This window comes from Acinetobacter sp. LipI_15, assembly GCF_058242865.1.
Genome location: NZ_JBZAYN010000002.1, coordinates 43,157 through 61,650, shown reverse-complemented (window position 1 = coordinate 61,650; position 18,494 = coordinate 43,157). Strand labels below are relative to the sequence as shown.

Annotated in this window: 20 protein-coding genes and 3 pseudogenes; 16 read left to right on the top strand and 7 right to left on the bottom strand. The window is 37.9% G+C overall.

From position 1 onward, the window contains the following. Positions 1-101 precede the first annotated feature (101 nt). Entirely contained in the window at positions 102-1,034 is a 933-nt protein-coding gene (locus tag AC4CU0_RS15335; protein ID WP_004812228.1) for an IS5-like element ISAha3 family transposase, read from the bottom strand. Positions 1,035-1,073: 39 nt separating this feature from the next. On the opposite strand from AC4CU0_RS15335, the gene AC4CU0_RS15330 reads away from it, so the two are divergent. From AC4CU0_RS15330 to AC4CU0_RS15295, 8 genes are all read left to right on the top strand, one after another. After that, a complete protein-coding gene (locus tag AC4CU0_RS15330) occupies positions 1,074-2,417 on the top strand; it encodes a hypothetical protein (RefSeq protein WP_490743548.1) in 1,344 nt (447 codons plus the stop codon). Between the two features lie 504 nt (positions 2,418-2,921). Then, positions 2,922-3,206, top strand: a complete 285-nt coding sequence (locus AC4CU0_RS15325) for a hypothetical protein (protein ID WP_257226312.1) — start codon at positions 2,922-2,924, stop codon at positions 3,204-3,206. Further along, positions 3,199-3,630, top strand: a complete 432-nt coding sequence (locus tag AC4CU0_RS15320; RefSeq protein WP_075167881.1) for a hypothetical protein — start codon at positions 3,199-3,201, stop codon at positions 3,628-3,630. The genes AC4CU0_RS15325 and AC4CU0_RS15320 overlap by 8 nt, the downstream gene beginning before the upstream one ends. Positions 3,631-3,690: 60 nt before the next feature. After that, positions 3,691-4,305 (top strand): hypothetical protein, encoded by a 615-nt coding sequence (locus AC4CU0_RS15315; protein ID WP_228154778.1) that lies wholly within the window; start codon positions 3,691-3,693, stop codon positions 4,303-4,305. 751 nt (positions 4,306-5,056) lie between these two features. Then, positions 5,057-6,379 carry an ISNCY family transposase gene (locus AC4CU0_RS15310; protein WP_490743547.1) on the top strand — a complete coding sequence of 441 codons (1,323 nt, stop codon included), beginning with the start codon at positions 5,057-5,059 and terminating at the stop codon, positions 6,377-6,379. A 426-nt stretch (positions 6,380-6,805) separates the two neighbouring features. Beyond that, complete coding sequence (locus AC4CU0_RS15305) at positions 6,806-7,066, top strand: helix-turn-helix domain-containing protein (protein ID WP_180036186.1); 261 nt, start codon at positions 6,806-6,808, stop codon at positions 7,064-7,066. A 318-nt stretch (positions 7,067-7,384) separates the two neighbouring features. Beyond that, positions 7,385-7,687 carry a helix-turn-helix domain-containing protein gene (locus AC4CU0_RS15300; RefSeq protein ID WP_111886029.1) on the top strand — a complete coding sequence of 101 codons (303 nt, stop codon included), beginning with the start codon at positions 7,385-7,387 and terminating at the stop codon, positions 7,685-7,687. A 4-nt stretch (positions 7,688-7,691) separates the two neighbouring features. After that, complete coding sequence (locus AC4CU0_RS15295) at positions 7,692-8,951, top strand: type II toxin-antitoxin system HipA family toxin (protein ID WP_180108329.1); 1,260 nt, start codon at positions 7,692-7,694, stop codon at positions 8,949-8,951. 217 nt (positions 8,952-9,168) lie between these two features. On the opposite strand, the gene AC4CU0_RS15290 is transcribed toward AC4CU0_RS15295, so the two are convergent. Further along, positions 9,169-9,558 carry a hypothetical protein gene (locus AC4CU0_RS15290; protein ID WP_490743546.1) on the bottom strand — a complete coding sequence of 130 codons (390 nt, stop codon included), beginning with the start codon at positions 9,556-9,558 and terminating at the stop codon, positions 9,169-9,171. A gap of 194 nt (positions 9,559-9,752) precedes the next feature. On the opposite strand from AC4CU0_RS15290, the gene AC4CU0_RS15285 reads away from it, so the two are divergent. After that, positions 9,753-10,918 (top strand): IS3-like element ISAba22 family transposase gene (locus tag AC4CU0_RS15285; protein WP_490742568.1). Its coding sequence is split into 2 segments (ribosomal slippage): positions 9,753-10,011 and positions 10,011-10,918, totalling 1,167 coding nucleotides; the frame shifts between segments, so codons are not numbered across the junction. Positions 10,919-10,957: 39 nt separating this feature from the next. Here AC4CU0_RS15285 and AC4CU0_RS15280 read toward each other — a convergent pair. After that, complete coding sequence (locus tag AC4CU0_RS15280) at positions 10,958-11,242, bottom strand: hypothetical protein (protein ID WP_490743545.1); 285 nt, start codon at positions 11,240-11,242, stop codon at positions 10,958-10,960. 73 nt (positions 11,243-11,315) lie between these two features. On the opposite strand from AC4CU0_RS15280, the gene AC4CU0_RS15275 reads away from it, so the two are divergent. Genes AC4CU0_RS15275 through AC4CU0_RS15265 form a run of 3 tightly spaced genes read left to right on the top strand, consistent with a single transcriptional unit; the run spans position 11,316 to position 12,226 of the window. After that, the gene (locus AC4CU0_RS15275) at positions 11,316-11,540 is read left to right on the top strand and encodes a hypothetical protein (protein ID WP_257226318.1); all 225 of its coding nucleotides are present in this window, start codon (positions 11,316-11,318) and stop codon (positions 11,538-11,540) included. After that, positions 11,494-11,784: a hypothetical protein gene (locus AC4CU0_RS15270; RefSeq protein WP_257226319.1), complete on the top strand. Its 291-nt coding sequence runs from the start codon at positions 11,494-11,496 to the stop codon at positions 11,782-11,784. The genes AC4CU0_RS15275 and AC4CU0_RS15270 overlap by 47 nt, the downstream gene beginning before the upstream one ends. 16 nt (positions 11,785-11,800) lie before the next feature. Continuing rightward, positions 11,801-12,226: a hypothetical protein gene (locus tag AC4CU0_RS15265; protein WP_257226320.1), complete on the top strand. Its 426-nt coding sequence runs from the start codon at positions 11,801-11,803 to the stop codon at positions 12,224-12,226. 58 nt (positions 12,227-12,284) lie between these two features. Here AC4CU0_RS15265 and AC4CU0_RS15260 read toward each other — a convergent pair. Then, positions 12,285-13,458: pseudogene (locus AC4CU0_RS15260) on the bottom strand (IS3 family transposase). Positions 13,459-13,916: 458 nt separating this feature from the next. Between AC4CU0_RS15260 and AC4CU0_RS15255 the strand changes: the two are divergent. Both AC4CU0_RS15255 and AC4CU0_RS15250 read left to right on the top strand, forming a co-directional pair. Next, complete coding sequence (locus tag AC4CU0_RS15255) at positions 13,917-14,255, top strand: helix-turn-helix domain-containing protein (protein ID WP_111886070.1); 339 nt, start codon at positions 13,917-13,919, stop codon at positions 14,253-14,255. Next, positions 14,245-15,507 (top strand): type II toxin-antitoxin system HipA family toxin, encoded by a 1,263-nt coding sequence (locus tag AC4CU0_RS15250; protein ID WP_227591938.1) that lies wholly within the window; start codon positions 14,245-14,247, stop codon positions 15,505-15,507. The genes AC4CU0_RS15255 and AC4CU0_RS15250 overlap by 11 nt, the downstream gene beginning before the upstream one ends. A 44-nt stretch (positions 15,508-15,551) precedes the next feature. Here the strand turns inward: AC4CU0_RS15250 and AC4CU0_RS15245 are convergent. The 3 genes and pseudogenes from AC4CU0_RS15245 to AC4CU0_RS15235 all read right to left on the bottom strand — a co-directional run. Then, a pseudogene (locus AC4CU0_RS15245) lies at positions 15,552-15,644 on the bottom strand (IS3 family transposase); the annotation flags it as partial. Beyond that, positions 15,640-16,158, bottom strand: coding sequence for an acetamidase/formamidase family protein (locus AC4CU0_RS15240; RefSeq protein WP_490743558.1), 519 nt, complete (start codon positions 16,156-16,158; stop codon positions 15,640-15,642). The gene AC4CU0_RS15240 and the pseudogene AC4CU0_RS15245, both read right to left, overlap by 5 nt. Positions 16,159-16,171: 13 nt before the next feature. Then, a pseudogene (locus AC4CU0_RS15235) lies at positions 16,172-16,548 on the bottom strand (transposase); the annotation flags it as partial. A 120-nt stretch (positions 16,549-16,668) separates the two neighbouring features. Here AC4CU0_RS15235 and AC4CU0_RS15230 point away from each other — a divergent pair. Further along, positions 16,669-16,995, top strand: a complete 327-nt coding sequence (locus AC4CU0_RS15230; RefSeq protein ID WP_180022336.1) for a hypothetical protein — start codon at positions 16,669-16,671, stop codon at positions 16,993-16,995. A gap of 135 nt (positions 16,996-17,130) precedes the next feature. Next, positions 17,131-18,465 carry an ISNCY family transposase gene (locus tag AC4CU0_RS15225; RefSeq protein ID WP_490742418.1) on the top strand — a complete coding sequence of 445 codons (1,335 nt, stop codon included), beginning with the start codon at positions 17,131-17,133 and terminating at the stop codon, positions 18,463-18,465. The last annotated feature ends 29 nt before the right edge of the window (positions 18,466-18,494 follow it).

Here is an 18,494-nt window from a genome sequence, read left to right as displayed (position 1 = left end):
TCCACCTTTGCAATATAAAGACTTTTCCTTCCAGTTTTTAGTTGTTAACGGCTTTGTTGCATAAACATTCAAAAGCTGAGTTCTCCCCAATCCATTCAAATTTAAGACACAACTTGGGTGCGAGGTCTACCTAATTCCGTAAATCTATTCAGAACTGCCACACGCGCATGAATTTCATTGACCTGACTTTGAAAATGTCTTGCCGTCAGCCTATCACCTAATAATTTGATGCAATGCATCTTGGTTTCCACCAAACTACGACGGTGATAACCCGACCATTTTTTCCATAGGGTTCTACCTAAATGTTTAACCGTTTGAAGTAACTCATTTCGTTCTATTGAACTTATTTTAGAATCTTTCCAGGGCTTGGCATTCTTTCTGGGTGGAATTACTGCATGTGCTTGACGATCTGAAATCACTTTTCTGCAGCACTTCGTGTCGTACGCGCCATCGGTATAGACAGAATCTATTCGCTCATCTAGTGGAATTTGATCCAGTAAATCACCTAGTACTTGTGAATCACTGACATTATTTGTAGTAAGCTGAACGGCACGTATTTGCAGTGTTTCAGCATCTATACCAATATGCAGTTTACGCCATTGCCGACGGTATTCAGGCTGATGTTTTTTACGCTTCCATTCGCCTTCACCTAAAAACTTTAAACCCGTAGAGTCGACAAGTAGGTGTAACCCATCATGACTTTTCTGATAGCTTATCGCAATATCAATATGCTTTTGTCGTCTACAAAGGGTGGAGTAATCTGGTGCTGTCCAATTCAAGCCACAGAGTTTAATCAGGCTTTGAACAAAGCCAGTAACCATACGTAAAGAAAGACGGAATAGAGATTTGATCATTAAACAGCATTGAATCGCTGTATCGGAATAAGTTTGATTTCGTCCTTGCTTGCCTTGTGGTTGTGCATACCATTGCGTCTTAGGATCAAACCAGATTGAAATATTTCCTCGCTTGATTAAAGCTTGGTTATACGAGGACCAATTGGTTGTACGATAGATTTTAGGTGTAGGCTTCTTCATCTGGAAATTATATTACTGAAGAAGCCTTCAAGAATAGCTTTGTGCAACAAAGCCGTTGTTAACAGAGAACTAGGCAAGACAATTTTCAAAGACGAAGGAAACTTCGATGAAAAAGGATTTGGTAAATGGTTTCATATCTATCAACCGAATCGACTGTTGATGTATAAAATCAAATATCGGGGCGAGGTCATTAAAACGCTTACCGCCAAAGCCTATCCTGAACCCAATAAATGGAGTTTTTTTGAGTTTAAAACGACAGTCAGAAAAACAGAAAACGTTAAAGAAAATATACAAGAAATACGAATCAATGACGGTGAGGTTGCGTGGTATTTGGTTAAAAAGTCTGAACCTGTGATGACTTGGGCGCAACGTGTATTTAAAAAGCCATTGACGGAAAAAGATTGGGGAATTTTAAAAGCGAACAATCCACATTTGACTAATTTGGTCTCAATGGGTGTTTTGCAGCCTGGGCAGGTGGTAATTATCTCAAATTCAACCACAGCGAAGGAATTACCCGAATATAAAAAGCAAGCACAGCAGGCACATCAAAATTTAGAGCAAATGAAAAAGGATAAAGATTTTGATGCGGTGTTTTTCGCACAAAACTATGAATTTTTCTACGATGCATTATTGAGAGAAAACGCCAAGATTATTAATAAAAATATCTTTGAAGAAAATGACCATCCCCTAACGATTAAATTTAATAAGCAAGAAGAAGATGGATTTTTTGAGCAAAAGATGGCGGTTGATGCTTCTTTATCATTGGTTGAGGGACAAGCGCATCGGGTTTACAGATTACATGGTGAACTCGCTCTAAAGTATGCCGAAGAACAAGCCAAAGGCTCAGGGTTAGCAAACCCTAAAAATTTTACCCAGTTCAAACAGAAATATGCAAATTTGTATAGGGAGTTAGATAACGAAGGAACTAAGAAATTCTTGCGTTGGGATCAGTCGATTAAAACCACCAATATGCGCCGTATGTTGAAGCAATCAGCATTGTTTAGAGACAATAACTTTAAAGGCGGACTCAAAGAATACGCCAAAGAAATGGGCAAAATTGGTAAGTTTGCGACACAACTAAAGATAGCAGGCTATGTGTCTATTGGTGCAGATGTTGTAAGTTCAAGCGTAAAAGTATATGAGGCTGCACCAGAGGATAAAGCAAGAACAACAGTGGTTGAGACTGCTAAAGTTGGTACTGGTATTGGCTTAGGTGCACTTTCAACCGTACTGGTTATTGGTTTAGCTTCGGGTGGAACAGCATTAGTGGTAGTTGGTATAGTTGCTTTTTCTGCTGTACTTGCTACAAAAAGTGCATCAGAACTTACAGGATATGTTGTAGGTGAAGCCTATGACTATGTGGATGAAGCTAGGAATAAATAATGTTGGGAATTTTATTGTCCATGTTTGAAGATAGACCAGGTTTATTTATTAGTTTAATAGGTCTTTTTTTCTTTGTCTTACTATGGTTTTTTTTAATAAGTCTCTATATTTATACCAATATTTATTTAAAAGGAATTTGTAAAATAGTATATAAGGATGAGAAGAGATTTAAAAGATTAATGGAACCCTTTGATTTTTTTTATTTGAGTATCTTACCCAGTGCATATTTGAAAGAGATATTAAATATAAAATTTAATACATCATTTAAAGCCTACTATGGGAATAATGTATATTACAAAATAGGTGACTCTCAGTTAACAGAGTTGTTTAGAAATTATCCAATGTTCTTTTATTTTCATTACTCTTTCATGTTGTCAGGTTTTCTCGGTATATGTCTTCTATTTTTGGGTGTAGGATTAGAGAAGTATATTTTTTAAATAAATTTTAGCGTTCTATTGAAAACCGAGTTAATGTCTCGGTTTTTTTCTTAAAATAGCGGGTTATGTGTCTATTGCTACGGATGTTGTAGGTTCAAGCATAAAAGTATATGAAGCTGCACCTGAAGATAAAGCAAGAATAACAGTGGTTGAGACAGCAAAGTTAGGAACTGGAATTGTTGCTGGCACATTTACAGCAGCATTAATTGTCGGTTTGGCTACAGGTGGCACAGGATTAATTGTTATTGGAATTGTAGCAGTATCGGCTGCACTTGCTACGAAAGGTGCATCAGAAATTGCTGGCGTTGGTGCGGGATATATGTATGATAAAGTGGAAAGTATAAATGAATAAAATTATCAACTTATTGGTTTCAGATCATATATTTGCCTTGTTCGCTTTTGGTTTTATATTTATTCTTCTTTCTATATTCATGTATTTGGTATTTTATATATATTTAAATATTAATTTAAGGGGTGTTTGCAAAATTATATTTAATAATGAGAAAAAATATAGTAGTCCTTTAGAACCTTTTGACTTTATCGCCCTTAGTTTTCTACCAACTACTTTTTGGAGAGAGGTATTAAATATTAAATATAATAAATCTTTTAAAAAGTTGTATGGCAAGGAGTTTTATTACCAGTTAAATAAGGGGCAGTTAGTAGAGTTGCTTAGTGGGTATAGGTTTTACTTTATTTTTCAATATCTTATTTTTATTTCATCAGGTTTGGGATTATTGCTTTTAGTAGCAGGATATATTTTACAGCAAGATATTTAGATAAAGTATTGATTTATTGGGGGGAGGTAGATAAGAGACCTTTCAGATGCTGCCTTAGTAATGGCAGAAGAGAAAACCAGTCGAAAATATCGAATACATGGTGAACTCGCTCTAAAGTATGCTGAAGAACAAGCCAAAGGCTTAGGGTTAGCAAACCCTAAAAACTTTACCCAGTTCAAACAGAAGTATGCAAACTTGTATAGGGAGTTAGATAACGAAGGAACTAAGAAATTCTTGCGTTGGGATCAGTCGATTAAAACTACCAATATGCGCCGTATGTTGAAGCAATCGGCATTGGTTAGAGACAATAACTTTAAAGGTGGACTCAAAGAATACGCCAAAGAAATGGGCAAAATAGGTAAGTTTGCGACACAACTAAAGATAGCGGGTTATGTGTCTATTGCTACGGATGTTGTAGGTTCGAGCATAAAAGTGTATGAAGCTGCACCCGAAGACAAAGCAAGAACAACAGTTGTTGAGACTGCTAAAGTTGGCGCTGGTATTGGTTTTGGAATTTATGCAAGTTATTTAATTGTCGGACTTGCGACAGGTGGAACAGGATTAATTGGTATTGTTGCTGCTGGAGCTGCTATTGCCGCTAAAGGTACATCTGAGATTGTTGGATGGGGTGCAGGAACGGCTTATGATGTTATTGAAGAAAATGTAAGCAAATAAGTATGGAAATTATACTAATTTTATTTAAAAAGATTCCATTCATAACGTTGGGGCTTTTATTTTTTATTTTGCTGTGGGTATTTTTCATAAGCCTTTATATCTATACCAATATTTATCTAAAAGGAATTTGCCAAATTTTATATAAGAATGAGAAACGATTTACAAGATTGATGGAACCATTTGATTTCTTTCATTTGAGTATGTTGCCCAGTGCCTATTGGAGAGAATTATCAAATATAAAGTTTAATACTTCTTTTAAAACCTACTATGGGAATAATGTATATCAAAAAATAGGTGATTCCCAGTTAAAGGAAATGTTGAAAAAGTATCCTGTATTTTTTTATCTACATTACTTGGTTATAGTGTCAGGTATTTTAGGTACTTTATTTATGCTTTATGCATACATTCATGCACATTATTTTTAAAAAGATTTGAAACTCTATCAAAAACTAAAACCGAGTGGCTTTGTTGCATAAATATGTAAGCATCTGATTTAAATAAATTTAATTTTGGATCAAAAAACAATCAAAACTTTTAAAATCATATAGTTATGAAATCTTTGTGCAACATAGCCGTTTGGTTAATATTCCTGAATAATTTCATAGAGTAAGCTAAATTAACATAATACACGTTATACGAACTCAAAATGTTAGAACCCATTCAAAATGTCTATATTCTCACTAATAAAAATGTCTAGTTTATGATGGGTTAACCATCATGGACTGGATATGAAATATAGATGCTGATCACTATGTCTGACAAAGAAATTCAACGTCTTGCTGTTCTGCAAGACGTTCGAGATCAACGCATAACTCAACCTCAGGCTGCTCAGCTACTTCATATCTCAGAACGTCAAATCAGACGATTACTGCAGAAATATAAAGCTCAAGGCCCAGCTGCATTAGCACATGCTGCACGTGGCCAAACCAGCAACTCCAGGCTTCCTGAAGAAATCAGGCTCAAGTGCCTCAATCTTGTTGCTGAGCAATTCCACGGTTTTGGACCCACTTTAGCGCATGAAAAGCTCACCACTGTTCATGGATTTGATATTTCAGTGGAAACACTACGTTCTTGGATGATTGCAGCTAATTTATGGATTCCTCGCGCCAAGCGTCTGAAACGACCGTATCAGCCTCGTTATAACCGAGATTGCGTCGGTGAACTGATCCAGATTGATGGCTCATATCATGACTGGTTTGAAGGCCGTTCTGCCAAGTGCTGCCTACTGGTATTTATCGATGATGCCACAGGAAAATTACAGCATTTACGCTTCTGTGAATCAGAATCAGCCTTTGACTATATGATTTCAACACGCTTATATGTCGAACAGCACGGTAAGCCTTTAGCATTTTACAGCGACAAACATTCAGTCTTCAGGGTGAATCAAAGCAGCAATAAAGACACCAAGATCACGCAATTTGGACGTGTGCTCAGTACCCTCAATATCGATATCATCTTCGCCAACTCACCCCAAGCTAAAGGCCGTGTAGAACGAGCCAATAGAACGCTTCAAGACCGTCTGATTAAAGAAATGCGTCTGGAAGGCATTAGTTCGATTGAGCAAGCCAATGCATGGTTGCCCTGCTTTATTGAGCAATTTAATCGTAAATTTGCCAAGATGGCCATTAATCCCAAGGATCTACACCGGACTGTCAGTGAAACCGCTGACGAGTTAAATGATATTTTTACCTGGCGTGAACCTCGCAAAGTTACAAACAGCCTGACGATTACATATGATAAATGCGTATATATCCTAAAAAAAACAGAAGAAAATCAACGATTGATCGGCAAGTATATTGAGTTTCTGGAATACCCGGATGGTACGGTAGCCATTGAACACCAAGGTAGAAAAATCAATTACAGTATCTTCGATAAATTAAGTCAGCTCAACCAGCGAGAGATCGTTGAGAATAAACGTTTGGGTTCTGTACTAGCGCATATTCAACAACAGCATGAAGAACTGGAACAACAAAACAAACGTTCCCGTCTCAAGAAAAGTATGCCGAGTCGTAAAGCTCAGAAAGTTGTTATTGAACAAAGAAATTTAAATCCTGTGCTTGACTCTTGTAGTTAAAAACAGGACATTTTAAATGGTTTATCGCATAGACATTTTAATTGGTGAATAACAGCTTGAATTTTCCTATAATTATCAATATCTTAACCAAAGCCGTTCCAGTAAACAGCACACTGGAACGGCTTTTTTGTTGAATTTTACTGTTCCACGCCTGTTCTTTAATCAAAGTTCCACATCTTTGTGTAGTTTCATTTAACCCTAAAGCAGAAAAAAATGTCCAGATAAAACAAGAATAGATGTCCAAGTATTATTGATTTTACATCAAGAGACAGGCTAGCCTAATTCTAAAGGATTAAAAATCCTATACACATATGAGCTCTATTCAAATAATTTAAGGCAAAATCGAACCCTATAAATTCAAAGGTATTCAAAAATCACTATAAAAGTTTGCTATATAGCGAACAAATTTCTAGGGTTAGAATTGATATGGCTTCAAGAGAAGAAATAGGTAAAGAAATACGTTTGGCAAGAAAAGCTCTGGGCTATACACAGAAAAATCTTTCAGAAAAAACGAACGTTAATAAAACAACAATTTCAGAGATAGAAAATGGCCACTTTACAGGCTCATTTAGCATATTTGAATCTATACTTAATGCAGTAGGCCTGCAATTTGAAGTGAATAAAAACAAGTATAAATTTCCGCACTGGGATGAAATTGAAGCAATGTTTGCGGAAGATGATGAATAAATTGTAAATCGGTACTGAATAAGGTATCAAGAAAGGCAAAGAGCTGCCCATCGACCTCATTACTCCAGACCACTTGTGTCAGATATTCCAGATTGAACTGATAGCAAATCACGGTTCCTCGCGACACCACGCGAAACTGATTGAGCTTAAAGCAAGTTGTTAGACTCTATTAGATTGTAAATGTCTAATTAGACTTCTTTAATCTAATAGGATCTAATCAGGCCAATAAAGTACCCTCCTTACCGACTAAGTCGGTTTATTTTATAACTCCATTATTTTGTGGTTTAATACACATATATAGACATAAGACCCAATATTATGGATTTAATATTCAAAAAACCTGAAGAAGTTGTTACTTTATTATGTGAAAGGCTTCGTAAGGAACGACTTTATCTGGAAATGACTCAGGCAGACGTCGCTACACGTGCTGGTATTGGTGTAAATACAGTATCTAATTTGGAAGCTGGTCGAAATGTTTCATTTGAAAATTTAGTACGCGTTGCCATGGTACTGGGTCGATTAAAAGAATTAGAGGAACTCTTTAAACCTCATTTAAACAGTGTAGATGACATTCTCCGCTATGAGAGCAATACGGCTCGCCAACGTATCAAAAGGAAATAAATCCATGCTCAAAAAACTTAATGTTTACTACAATGGATGGGGTGAATATTGGCTTTGGGGTACACTGGTCTCCTCAACCGCAATCACAGGTCGACCATTAATCGCCTTTGAATACAGTGCAGAAGCGATCAGTAAAGGTTTAGAACTTTCCTCTTACCTACTTCCGTTAAAAGGTGACCCATTAAGAACGAACTTTCCTGCACATCAAATGGGATTGCCAGGTCCTATATATGATGCCCTACCCGATGGTTGGGGCATGCTCCTTATGGATCGCTTATTTAAAAAAAATGGACTCAATCCAGCACGGATTGGGCCATTAGAAAGACTCACGTATATTAATACACATGCGATGGGGGCATTATCCTTTGAACCTTCAGCACCTGAGTTAGCATTAACTGAAAATATTCCACTGCTTAAACTCGCCCAAGAAGTCCAGGAAGTTCTCAAAGGAGAAGGTGCTGAATTTTTACAGCATTTATTAGTTATGGGTGGATCACCACAAGGTGCAAGGCCAAAAGCACTCGTCTATCGTGATCCTGTCACCAACGAATTCTCAACAGTTAGCTCACATCAACATGAAGCCTGGCTGATCAAATTTCCCGCTCAGCAAGAGCATCCTGAAGTTTGTGCAATTGAAGCTGTTTATGCAGAATGTTTACGTCATTGTGATATTGACACCCCTGATACTCAATATTTTACTCTTCCGAATGGATTAACCGCATTTGCATCAAAAAGATTTGACCGCCATGATGGTATGCGTATCCCTATGCAAAGTTTAGCTGCCTTCACCGGAGCTGATTTTAAATCACCAGGGAGTTTAGACTACAGTAACTTTCTTCGCGCTGCACACTTTTGCACCAATGATGTTCGCGAAAAAGCAATTGCATTCAAGCGAGCTGTTTTCAATGTAGTCTTCAATAATCGAGATGATCATTGCAAAAACTTTTCATTTCTGATGTCTCAAAATGGGCAATGGAAACTCGCCCCTGCCTATGATGTTACTTTCTGTGAAGGGCCAGGTGGATATCATCAAATGGATATCATGGGTGAGGCACTGGATATTCCTCGACAAGCTCTTGTAAAACTTGGTACTCAGGAAGCAGAACTTTCTGCTCAAGAAGTCGATGAAATTATTGGCTCTATTTGTAAGGTTGCAATCCGATTCAGCAATATCGCTCATGATCTATTACCTGGACAAATTCAAGCAGAGACTCTGCAAATGATCCAAAATAGGATTGAGCATAATATTCATTTATTGAATTGAATATAAAACATTTTCATGAGGATTAAGAGTCATTATATTAAATTATATATTATTTTTATTTCTCATGAAAATCAGTATCAAAACATAGGTGACTTTTATAAACTAAAACGTCTAAAATAAAGTGACTAAAACAACATTAAATGATCTAAATTGATCAAAATTTTACCCCACAAAAAAACCATATACTAATAATTAAATCATATACTTATAATTGGAGTCATTTAATGAAATAAATCTCGGTGACCTTGCCAAGGTTGGGGTCATTTCCCATAACTAAAGAGTTTGTATACTTCATTTTTGCATACTTATTTCCATATTTAGCGTAGATATAATAATCACTATATTTATTGATTTTAGTATTTCTATAATCTTGAATCTGAGCATCCTTATATAAAAATAAATACGTATTTGTCTGACCAATATGTTTACTTGACTCATAACCATCTAGTAAATAACCATATGTATTTATTATTATTTTTAAATTATCTTTCCTTACATCTTCATCTAAGTCAATACTGATCTGAGTTTCATATTTCTTTTCAAAATTAGTAGCTATTACCATAATTAGGCCTATAAGGATGATAAAAATTCCAATTTTTTTCTTCAATTTACGTTATTCCTATGATCATTAAATTGATTTTGGAATGCTGTTTCTATTAATACACCATTGATAAATTTTTTCATGGGTAGAGCAGGTGGAGAAAATAGTGGCACACCACGAGTTGCAGCAAAACCTGATGTGTGCTGAAAAAATAGGAGGTTTTAACTTGGTAAACTAAACACACTCATCAGGAGTTTACCATGAGCAAGAAACACAAGACTTACACCACAGAATTTAAAGCTGAAGCCATCAAATTAATTGAAGCCAATCAAGGCAATGTCTCGGAAACAGCTAGACAACTTAGCATTTCAATGCAAACTCTTTCAAATTGGAATACCAAAGCAAAGGCTGGAACTTTAGCAGGTACAAAACAGTATTCACCTGATCTAAACGCTCTACTCGAAGAAAATAAAAAACTCAAACAACAGCTCAAAATAGCTGAAATGGAACGTGAATTTTTAAAAAAGGCAGCAGCGTACTTTGCCAAAGAAAGTCAGTAAGGTACGCCTATATGAAACAAAAAAGATATTCTTTTCCAATTACCTTAATGGCTCGATTACTTCATGTTTCAGTTTCATGTTTTTATGATTGGCTCAAGAGAGGCGTGAGCAAAAGAACGATTCAACGAAATCAACAGACGATATTGGTGAAAATAGCCCATGAGGAGACCAGGCAGAGCTATGGTTATATTCGATTAACCAAATACTTACAAGCTCAGGGTATAAAAATGAGTATGTACGCTGTACGTCAGATAAAAGCGCTGAACCACCTGTATTGTAAGCGACACAAGCGTTTTAAAAGGACTACGAATAGTGACCATAATCGAGCGATCTATGAAAACCTGCTGGAGCAACAATTCTCAATGACTAGACCAAATCAAGCATGGTCAAGTGATATTACGTACATATGGACTATTGAAGGATGGCTGTATTTAGCAGCGGTAAAAGACCTTTACACGAAGCAAGTGGTTGGCTATAGCTTAAATGAGCGCATGACAACACAGCTTGTTTGTAATGCGCTAAATATGGCTATTCACAATCAAAAACCAACCAAAGAACTGATTGTGCATTCAGACAGAGGAAGTCAATATTGCAGCCATGAATATCGAAATATACTTGAGCAATATGGTTTTCAAGGTTCAATGAGCAAGCGCGGAGACTGTTACGATAATGCACCGATTGAAAGCTTTTGGGGAATACTGAAAAATGAGTTAGTGCATCATTACAACTATCAAACCAGAGAAGAAGCCAAAGCAGATATTATAAAATACATTGAGTTATTTTATAATCATCGAAGAATTCAAAAGGGTTTGGGTTTTAAGACACCAAATCAAATGGCCGAAGACTTTTATAAGTTGGCTGCCTAGAATCTCCCAAGGGAAAGTCTCCTGATAATTCAGCGTATATCAACCATCACCTGGCGTAGAAGCCACCATATAAGTAGTGTTGACTGTCCAACCAGTTCCCATATTTCTTAAGACACTACTATCTCTCTTATCTGGATAAAATGAAGGTTTTGCAGGTCCAGTTTGTCCCCATACTTGTACATTTTGAAAATTAGAACATTCAGATAAATCTTTAGCAAACACTCTAACAACTTTGTCATCAGATGCTGTATTACAACCAAACATCACAAAACGAGCAGTTGGTGCGCATTGAGCATTTATTGTTGACCATCCATATAAAGCCATTTGCTTTTCACTGACTGGATCAGAAGATGAATTTGATGATATTGATTTAGAAATAGAAGAATAAGAGAAAATTATGGTTGCTCCAGTTATTGCTGCTGCTGTTTATGTTGTACTTGCATTTTTATTAAGAGCTTTACTCTATGTCCTAAAAAAGTTATTAAATCAGGCAGCTAAAGTTACCACCGAACTGGTAAAAAAACATCTAATTCCCTTTTTGAAAGATATTGGCGCAGATATAGCCCAAGAGTTGATTGAGTTTATTTTTTTCTTTTGCAACAGAAGTTGTAACGGATATTAAAAAAGAGCAAAGAGGTTCAACAACACCACAACCTAGTGGTTCAACTAAACCTACAGCACCTTCACAAGCTTCAAGGGTCGGGGCGTGGTATGAGGTTTACACCAAGAAACCAATTTTATTTAAATCAGTGATTTGTAAAGTTTGCTGTTTTAGCAATCAGATTGGTGGTGTAACAGGAAAAGCCCCAAGAAAAGAAACCATGGCTGATAAGGTGATTAGTTTATGGGGGGGTACGCCATCTTAGACAAAAAGCGGTACAAGTGATTTTTGCCTTGGTAGATATTGTGATGGAACATAAATGTCCAATTAAAGCAGAAGTGATTTATGACATAAAAAGCAAACAACCATTGATGGTTTCAGGGGCTAATCCTCCGCGACATAAATTTATGGAAACCCCAGGAGGAGATCATCGAATAGGGGCTGATGTCATTGTGGTGAAAGATATTATGAAAGTGCCAACGATTGATAATATTTTACATTGGGTCGAAATTAAGTTTTTGGACAGCAAAGACCCTCCTGATCAAAAACAAATGACTAACTACACAAGATTTTTAGGTAGTAGCACAAAACTTGCGATGATTCGAGTATCTGCGGATCCCAAAACAAGTGATTGTGGTTGTAAAGCAAGGGCTGTACCACAAAATACGCAAAAGCCAAGCAGTACCATACAAGGGAAAAAAAACTAGTAAAGCCAATAAAATGCGTGAAATTTGGGACATTATTGTGACTAATGCAGAGATGATCCTAGACAGTATCGTGGACAATCGGTCCCTCTAAATTCTTGAAATAATTCTGTTCAAAAGCTTCTGGGCTTAACCAGCCATTTGCAGAATGCCGTCTAATTCGATTGTAGTAAATCTCAATATATTCAAACAAGACAGCATTGGCTTCTTTTCGGGTAGTAAACACACTCCCGTGTACCACATGACCTTTCAATGTATGAAAGAAGCTTTCCGTCACCGCATTATCCCATGAGCAGTATACTGCGCAAGGCCTCGTCTAGACATGCTTTGAATGCAGTTATTCGTCAACAATAGCGCTCTAAAATCTCGACTACAGTATTGTGAGCCTTGGTCAGAATGGACCATAACATCCATTGGATACCCCTTACGAGCCATTGCATAATTAAATGCATCACACGTCAATTGACGGTCTATTCGATGGCTGGTTTGCCAACCCACAATACGACGACTAAATAAATCTAGTATCACGCATAAGTAAAACCAACCTTCTTTGGTGTGAATATACGTTATGTCGGTCGTCCAAATTCTATTTGGCCGAGTGACTGTAAACTGGCGATCTAACAAATTCGGTGCCGTCGGCAAACGATGATTTGAATCAGTTGTATGCTTATATTTGCGGGAAATCTTGCTGCGTAAACCAAGCTTTTTTAGCATCCTTCCAACTGTACGTTCACTCATGCAGTAACCTAAATCATGCATGTCATGAACTAATGAAGGTGCTCCTAAGCGAGCATGGTGTTGCCAATATACAGCTTTTAAATCAGTATATTTTTGAGTAGCGTAAATCTGTCGCTTCCGCCAAGCATAGTATCCCGAAGTGCTAACACCTAGGCATTTACAGGCAGATGAAACCTTAATTTCTGTCACAGCTAGACCTTGAATTACCGTGTACTTTTCTTGGCATGATCTGTTAGGAAGTACACATGCGCCTTTTTTAAAATGTCATTGGCTTCCCTGAGTTGTTTGACCTCTTTCTCTAAATCTAGAATGGGCTGTTGTTCTGGTGAGAGTTGACGTTTACTTGAACCTGTTGGGTTAGCTTCACGAATCCATTTATCTAATGTTGAATAACCCACACCTAATTTCTGGGCGATTGCAGCTACAGACTCGTGTGAGTTTGAAAGCGCATAATCAATTGCTTGCTGTTTAAATTCTGGACTAAAGCGTTTAGCCATTTTTACATCTCCAAAGTTAACGTTACGTTATCTTTAGAGGGAAGTACTGTCCATTATTTTGGCTAAGATCACTGTTTATGTACAGACATTGCAAACCTATGAAACATTACCATGTCATCTATGCGCTGCATGGCCTGCGTTTTTAATGACATACGTTCCATGACGCATTCACCTAAAGGATAACGACTTACTTCCCTGAGCATTAACCTTACATTGCTATTAGTTTCACAAAATTGCTCCATTTCCAAAAGAATTTTCGGTTGATCCATTACTTTACCTTTCTTTTATTTCTCACACTTACACAGCGCACTTCCTCTCAAGTCAATTTAAATTATGCACCAACCCTGCAAATAGGCTCAAGAGCTTAAAATCTCTTACAAATATAATTTAAAAACACCCATAAAATACTGCTTAAGTCGGTTAATCTGTATATAATGACCGTATTTAGGAGATTTTTCATGAAAAGAGCAGCAAGTGATTTTATGCTTGAGGGTGTTGAAGATCTGTTAGTTCAGATCGGGAGTAACATTAAAACAGCACGCATGAACCGGAATATGACGATTAGCGAATTGGCTAACCGTGTGCATGTGGATGAAAAGACAATCTCACGACTTGAAAGCGGCAAACCCAGCTCTAACCTAAAAAATCTTATTTCCATTCTCGTTGTATTTGGCTTGGAAGACAGTTTGCTTAGTATTGCGAACCCACAAAATGACGAAGTTGGAAAAGCACTCGCTACCAAAAAAGTTCGAGTCCGCGCTAATAATAAATCAGAGGATATGAGTGATGACTTCTAAAAACCTATCCATGCAAGAAGAAATTAAGAGCTGCTACATTTTTTTGGATACAGGCGATACGCCGCAAGTTGTTGCTCAATATGCGCTCAAAGATTCAATCTATAATTTTATTTATGGTAAGAGCTATTTGGATCTCAATAACTCATTTGAGCTTGATCCAATTAACCTACCATTTATTACACCCAACACGGCGTACACCACTGCAGCTAAAGATGGCTTTGGCGTACTTGCAGATGCTACGCCCGACAATTGGGGTCGTAAGCTTACGTTAACCCAGCACACTCGCGTACCACTCAATCAAATTGAATGGCTTATTGCGGCACGTGGTAATGCAGTTGGGTGCTTAGTGGCGAGTTTGTCTTCTAAAGCGGTCAAAACCGTTGGCAAAGAATCCTTTGTTAAATTCTCTGACTTACAGGCTTACTTAAAATTATCTAAAGCAGTTGATCAGCACCAAGACCCGAACATGATCAGCATGATGACCGATAATTATTTATCAAAACTCATTCACCATGGGTCATCAATGGGGGGTGCGCGACCTAAAGTGGTCGTACAGCACAAAGGCATTGAGTGGATTGCGAAATTCAATAAATCCGATGACCTCTTTGATAATGCAAAAGTTGAATATGCATCAATGAAGATGGCGCAAGCTTTAGGTTTGAATGTCAGCAATGTCGAGCTTGAAGAAGTTGAAGGCAACCCTATTTTGCTTGTTGAGCGCTTTGATCGTAACTGCCCTGAGCGAAAGAAACACTACATCAGCGCACACAGCCTTATGAACATCCGTAAAGTGCGCGTAGACGACTTAAAGATGTCTTATATGCATTTGTCTAAGATCTGCAGTCAAATTTGCCATGACGCAATCAGCAATCAATTAGAGCTATATAAGCGCATGGTCTTGAATGTGATGATCAGTAATACAGATGATCATTTAAAAAACCATGGCTTCTTAATGCATGACATGAAAAATCATCATTATTCACTCAGCCCTCTATTTGATGTTCTACCGCACGGATCTCGCGCATCTTACCCAAAAGAACATGCGATCGCCGTGGGAGAAGAAGGCCGAATCGGAACGGCGCAAAATCTATTGAGTCGCTGCAATGCCTTTGGGTTAACCGAGTTTCAGGCAAAAGAGATCATAAAGGATGTTCGAGATGTACTTGAGTCAAGAGATGAATTCTTTAAGGATGCTGAAATGAGCGACTACCAAATGAGACAACTGGACCATTACTACAATCTAGGCAACTAAAAAACCGCCCATTTGAACTGAACCCCAAATCTTGGACAGTTTAGTTAACAACAGGATTGAGTTCTGAATTGAACAAGGCTCAATCCTTTTAAATTTAGTTGTATTCTTTCATGATTATAATAATGGATGTAATCATGAATTGTCCGTTGCATCATTGAGGTTCTTACCTGTTCCCATAAATGTGATTGGAGCACTTTCCTCAATCTCAGTTTGTCCCCAACGCGCACCTAAAGCTTTCACTTTTTCACGCTCTTCCTTGGTAAATGGACGTGCCATTGGTGGTAAGTCATCTGGTGCTTGAAGTAAAATTGGGCCGTCAATTGTTAAGCCTTTAATCACTTCTACTTTTAATTCTGTTTCACCTGAAACGTCCGTGGCATGTCCTGCAATTTCACCATTGCCTTGTTGCGCATGCATATCCCCCATGTAGACACCTGCACCTAGTACTTTCACAGGACAAATCAAAATACAGCCTGGATGAATCGAATTGGTATCCATGTGACCGTCTGTTTTGGCTGCGATAAGTTCTTCTTCAGTCATTCCGAATTTATGCGGTGCATCAATCAAATACTGACAAAAGTCGTGGCAGTTTTGAGAGTCTGGTAAGTCACGTGAAGGTGTCGTACTAATATTTCCGAGGAATGGACGCATATGCGCAGCAACCCCAGGCATAATAGCCTGAAGTGCTGACACCCAGGCATTTACAGACAGAAGATACAGTGACTCCATTCACAGCTAGATCTTGAATTACCGTGTACTTTTCTTGGCATGATCTGTCAGAAAGTACACATGCGCTTTTTTTAAGATGTCATTGGCTTCCCTGAGCTGTTTGACTTCTTTCTCTAATTCTAGGATCCGCTGTTGTTCTGGTGAAAGTTGACGTTTGCTTGAACCTGCCGGATTGGTTTCACGAATCCGTTTATCTAATGTTGAATAACCCACACCTAATTTCTGAGAGATTGCAGCTACTGACTCGTGTGAGTTTGAAAGTGCATAATCAATTGCTTGCTGTTTAAATTCAGGACTAAAACGTTTGCCCATTTCTTGTATCTCCAAAGTTAACGTTACGTTATCTTTAGAGGGAAGTACTGTCCATTATTTTGGCTAGGATCAATGTTGTTACAGTATCGCATGGGAAAATTGATGGTAAGGGAAAATAAAATGAATGAACTTTTAGAATTTGTACAGAACTATTCGAGACCCACAGAAACTCATTACCACTATGCTGAATTTACGAAAAATGTTGAAAATATTTACGATGGTTTTAAAGATAATTTCCCTATAGAAATGCAGGAGCAATTAGGTACTTTAATTTTCGATATGGAAGTAATAAATGGGTTAGCTTTATGCGATTGGGATTTAGCTAACAGACCAACTGAATGGAATGATTGGAATACTGATTATAAAGAAGATGCTGATAATTTAAAGAAACAACTTGTGAGTATCTTAACTGGGGTACAAAAAGAATATATAAGAATTTTAGACTAATTTTCTCTCCATTTAACATAATGGCGATTATACGAAATTTTAATGTTAGAACCCATTTAAAGTGTCTATATTCTCACCAATAAAAATGTCTAGTTTATGATGGTTTTTATCACCATGGACTGGATATAAATATAGATGCTGATCACTATGTCTGACAAAGAAATTCAACGGCTTGCAGTTCTGCAAGACGTTCGAGATCATCGTATTACCCAGGTCCGTGCTGCTGAAATCCTAAATCTTTCCACCCGTCAAATTACCCGGTTATTGCAGAAGCTCAATCAAGATGGTGTCTCAGGTATGGCACATGCCAGTCGTGGTCAACCTGGCCATCGTCGCCATGATGACTTGTTAAAATCAAAGTGCCTTTCCATTATTGCTGAACATTTGCTGGGCTTTGGACCCACCTTGGCGCATGAGAAGCTCAGCAGCATGTTTGACCTGAATATCCCGGTAGAAACGCTTCGGCGCTGGATGACGGCCAATGACCTGTGGATTCCGCGATCCAAGCGCCTGAAGCGTCCATATCAGCCACGTTATAACCGGGATTGCTTCGGTGAACTGATCCAAATTGATGGCTCATATCATGACTGGTTTGAAGGTCGAGCTGCAAAATGCTGCTTGTTGGTTTATATCGATGATGCTACTGGAAAGCTGTTGCATCTGCGCTTTTGTGAGGCTGAAACGACCTTTGACTACATGCTTTCAACCCGAGCCTACATTGAACAATACGGCAAACCTCTAGCCTTTTATAGCGACAAGCATTCGGTATTCAGAGTTAATCAAAAATCCAGGCAAGACAGCCAGATTACGCAATTTGGGCGGATTCTGAATAATTTGAACATCGATATTATCTTTGCCAACTCACCCCAAGCCAAAGGTCGTGTGGAACGTGCCAACAAAACCCTTCAGGACCGTCTGATCAAGGAGATGCGTCTGGAAGGCATCGGTTCGATTGCAGAGGCCAATATATGGTTACCCTGCTTTATTGAGCAGTTCAATCAGAAGTTCGCCAAATGTGCGCGAAACTCAAAGAACCTGCATCGGCCATTAAGCGAATCTGATCTTGAACTGGATGATATTTTTACCTGGCAGGAACCGCGTAAGGTCACCAAGAATCTGACCCTGACCTATGACAAGTGTATTTATATGCTTGAACCGACAGAGCTGAATCATAAGCTTGTTGGGCAATACATTTCATTTCTGGAGTACCCGGATGGCACTGTGGCCATCATGCATGAAGGCCGAAAGCTCAACTACAGCATCTTTAATAAATTGGCTGGGCTACAGCAAAATGAGATTGTTGAGAATAAACGGTTAGGTGCAGTTCTGGCACATATTCAACAGCAGCATGAAGAATTGGAAAAACAGAATAAATGTTCAAGAACAAATAAAAATATGCCAAGCCGTAAAGCTCAGAAAGTTGTTATTGAACAAAGAAAGTTAAATCCTGTGCTTGACTCTTGTGGTTAAAAACAGGACATTTTAAATGGTTTATCGCA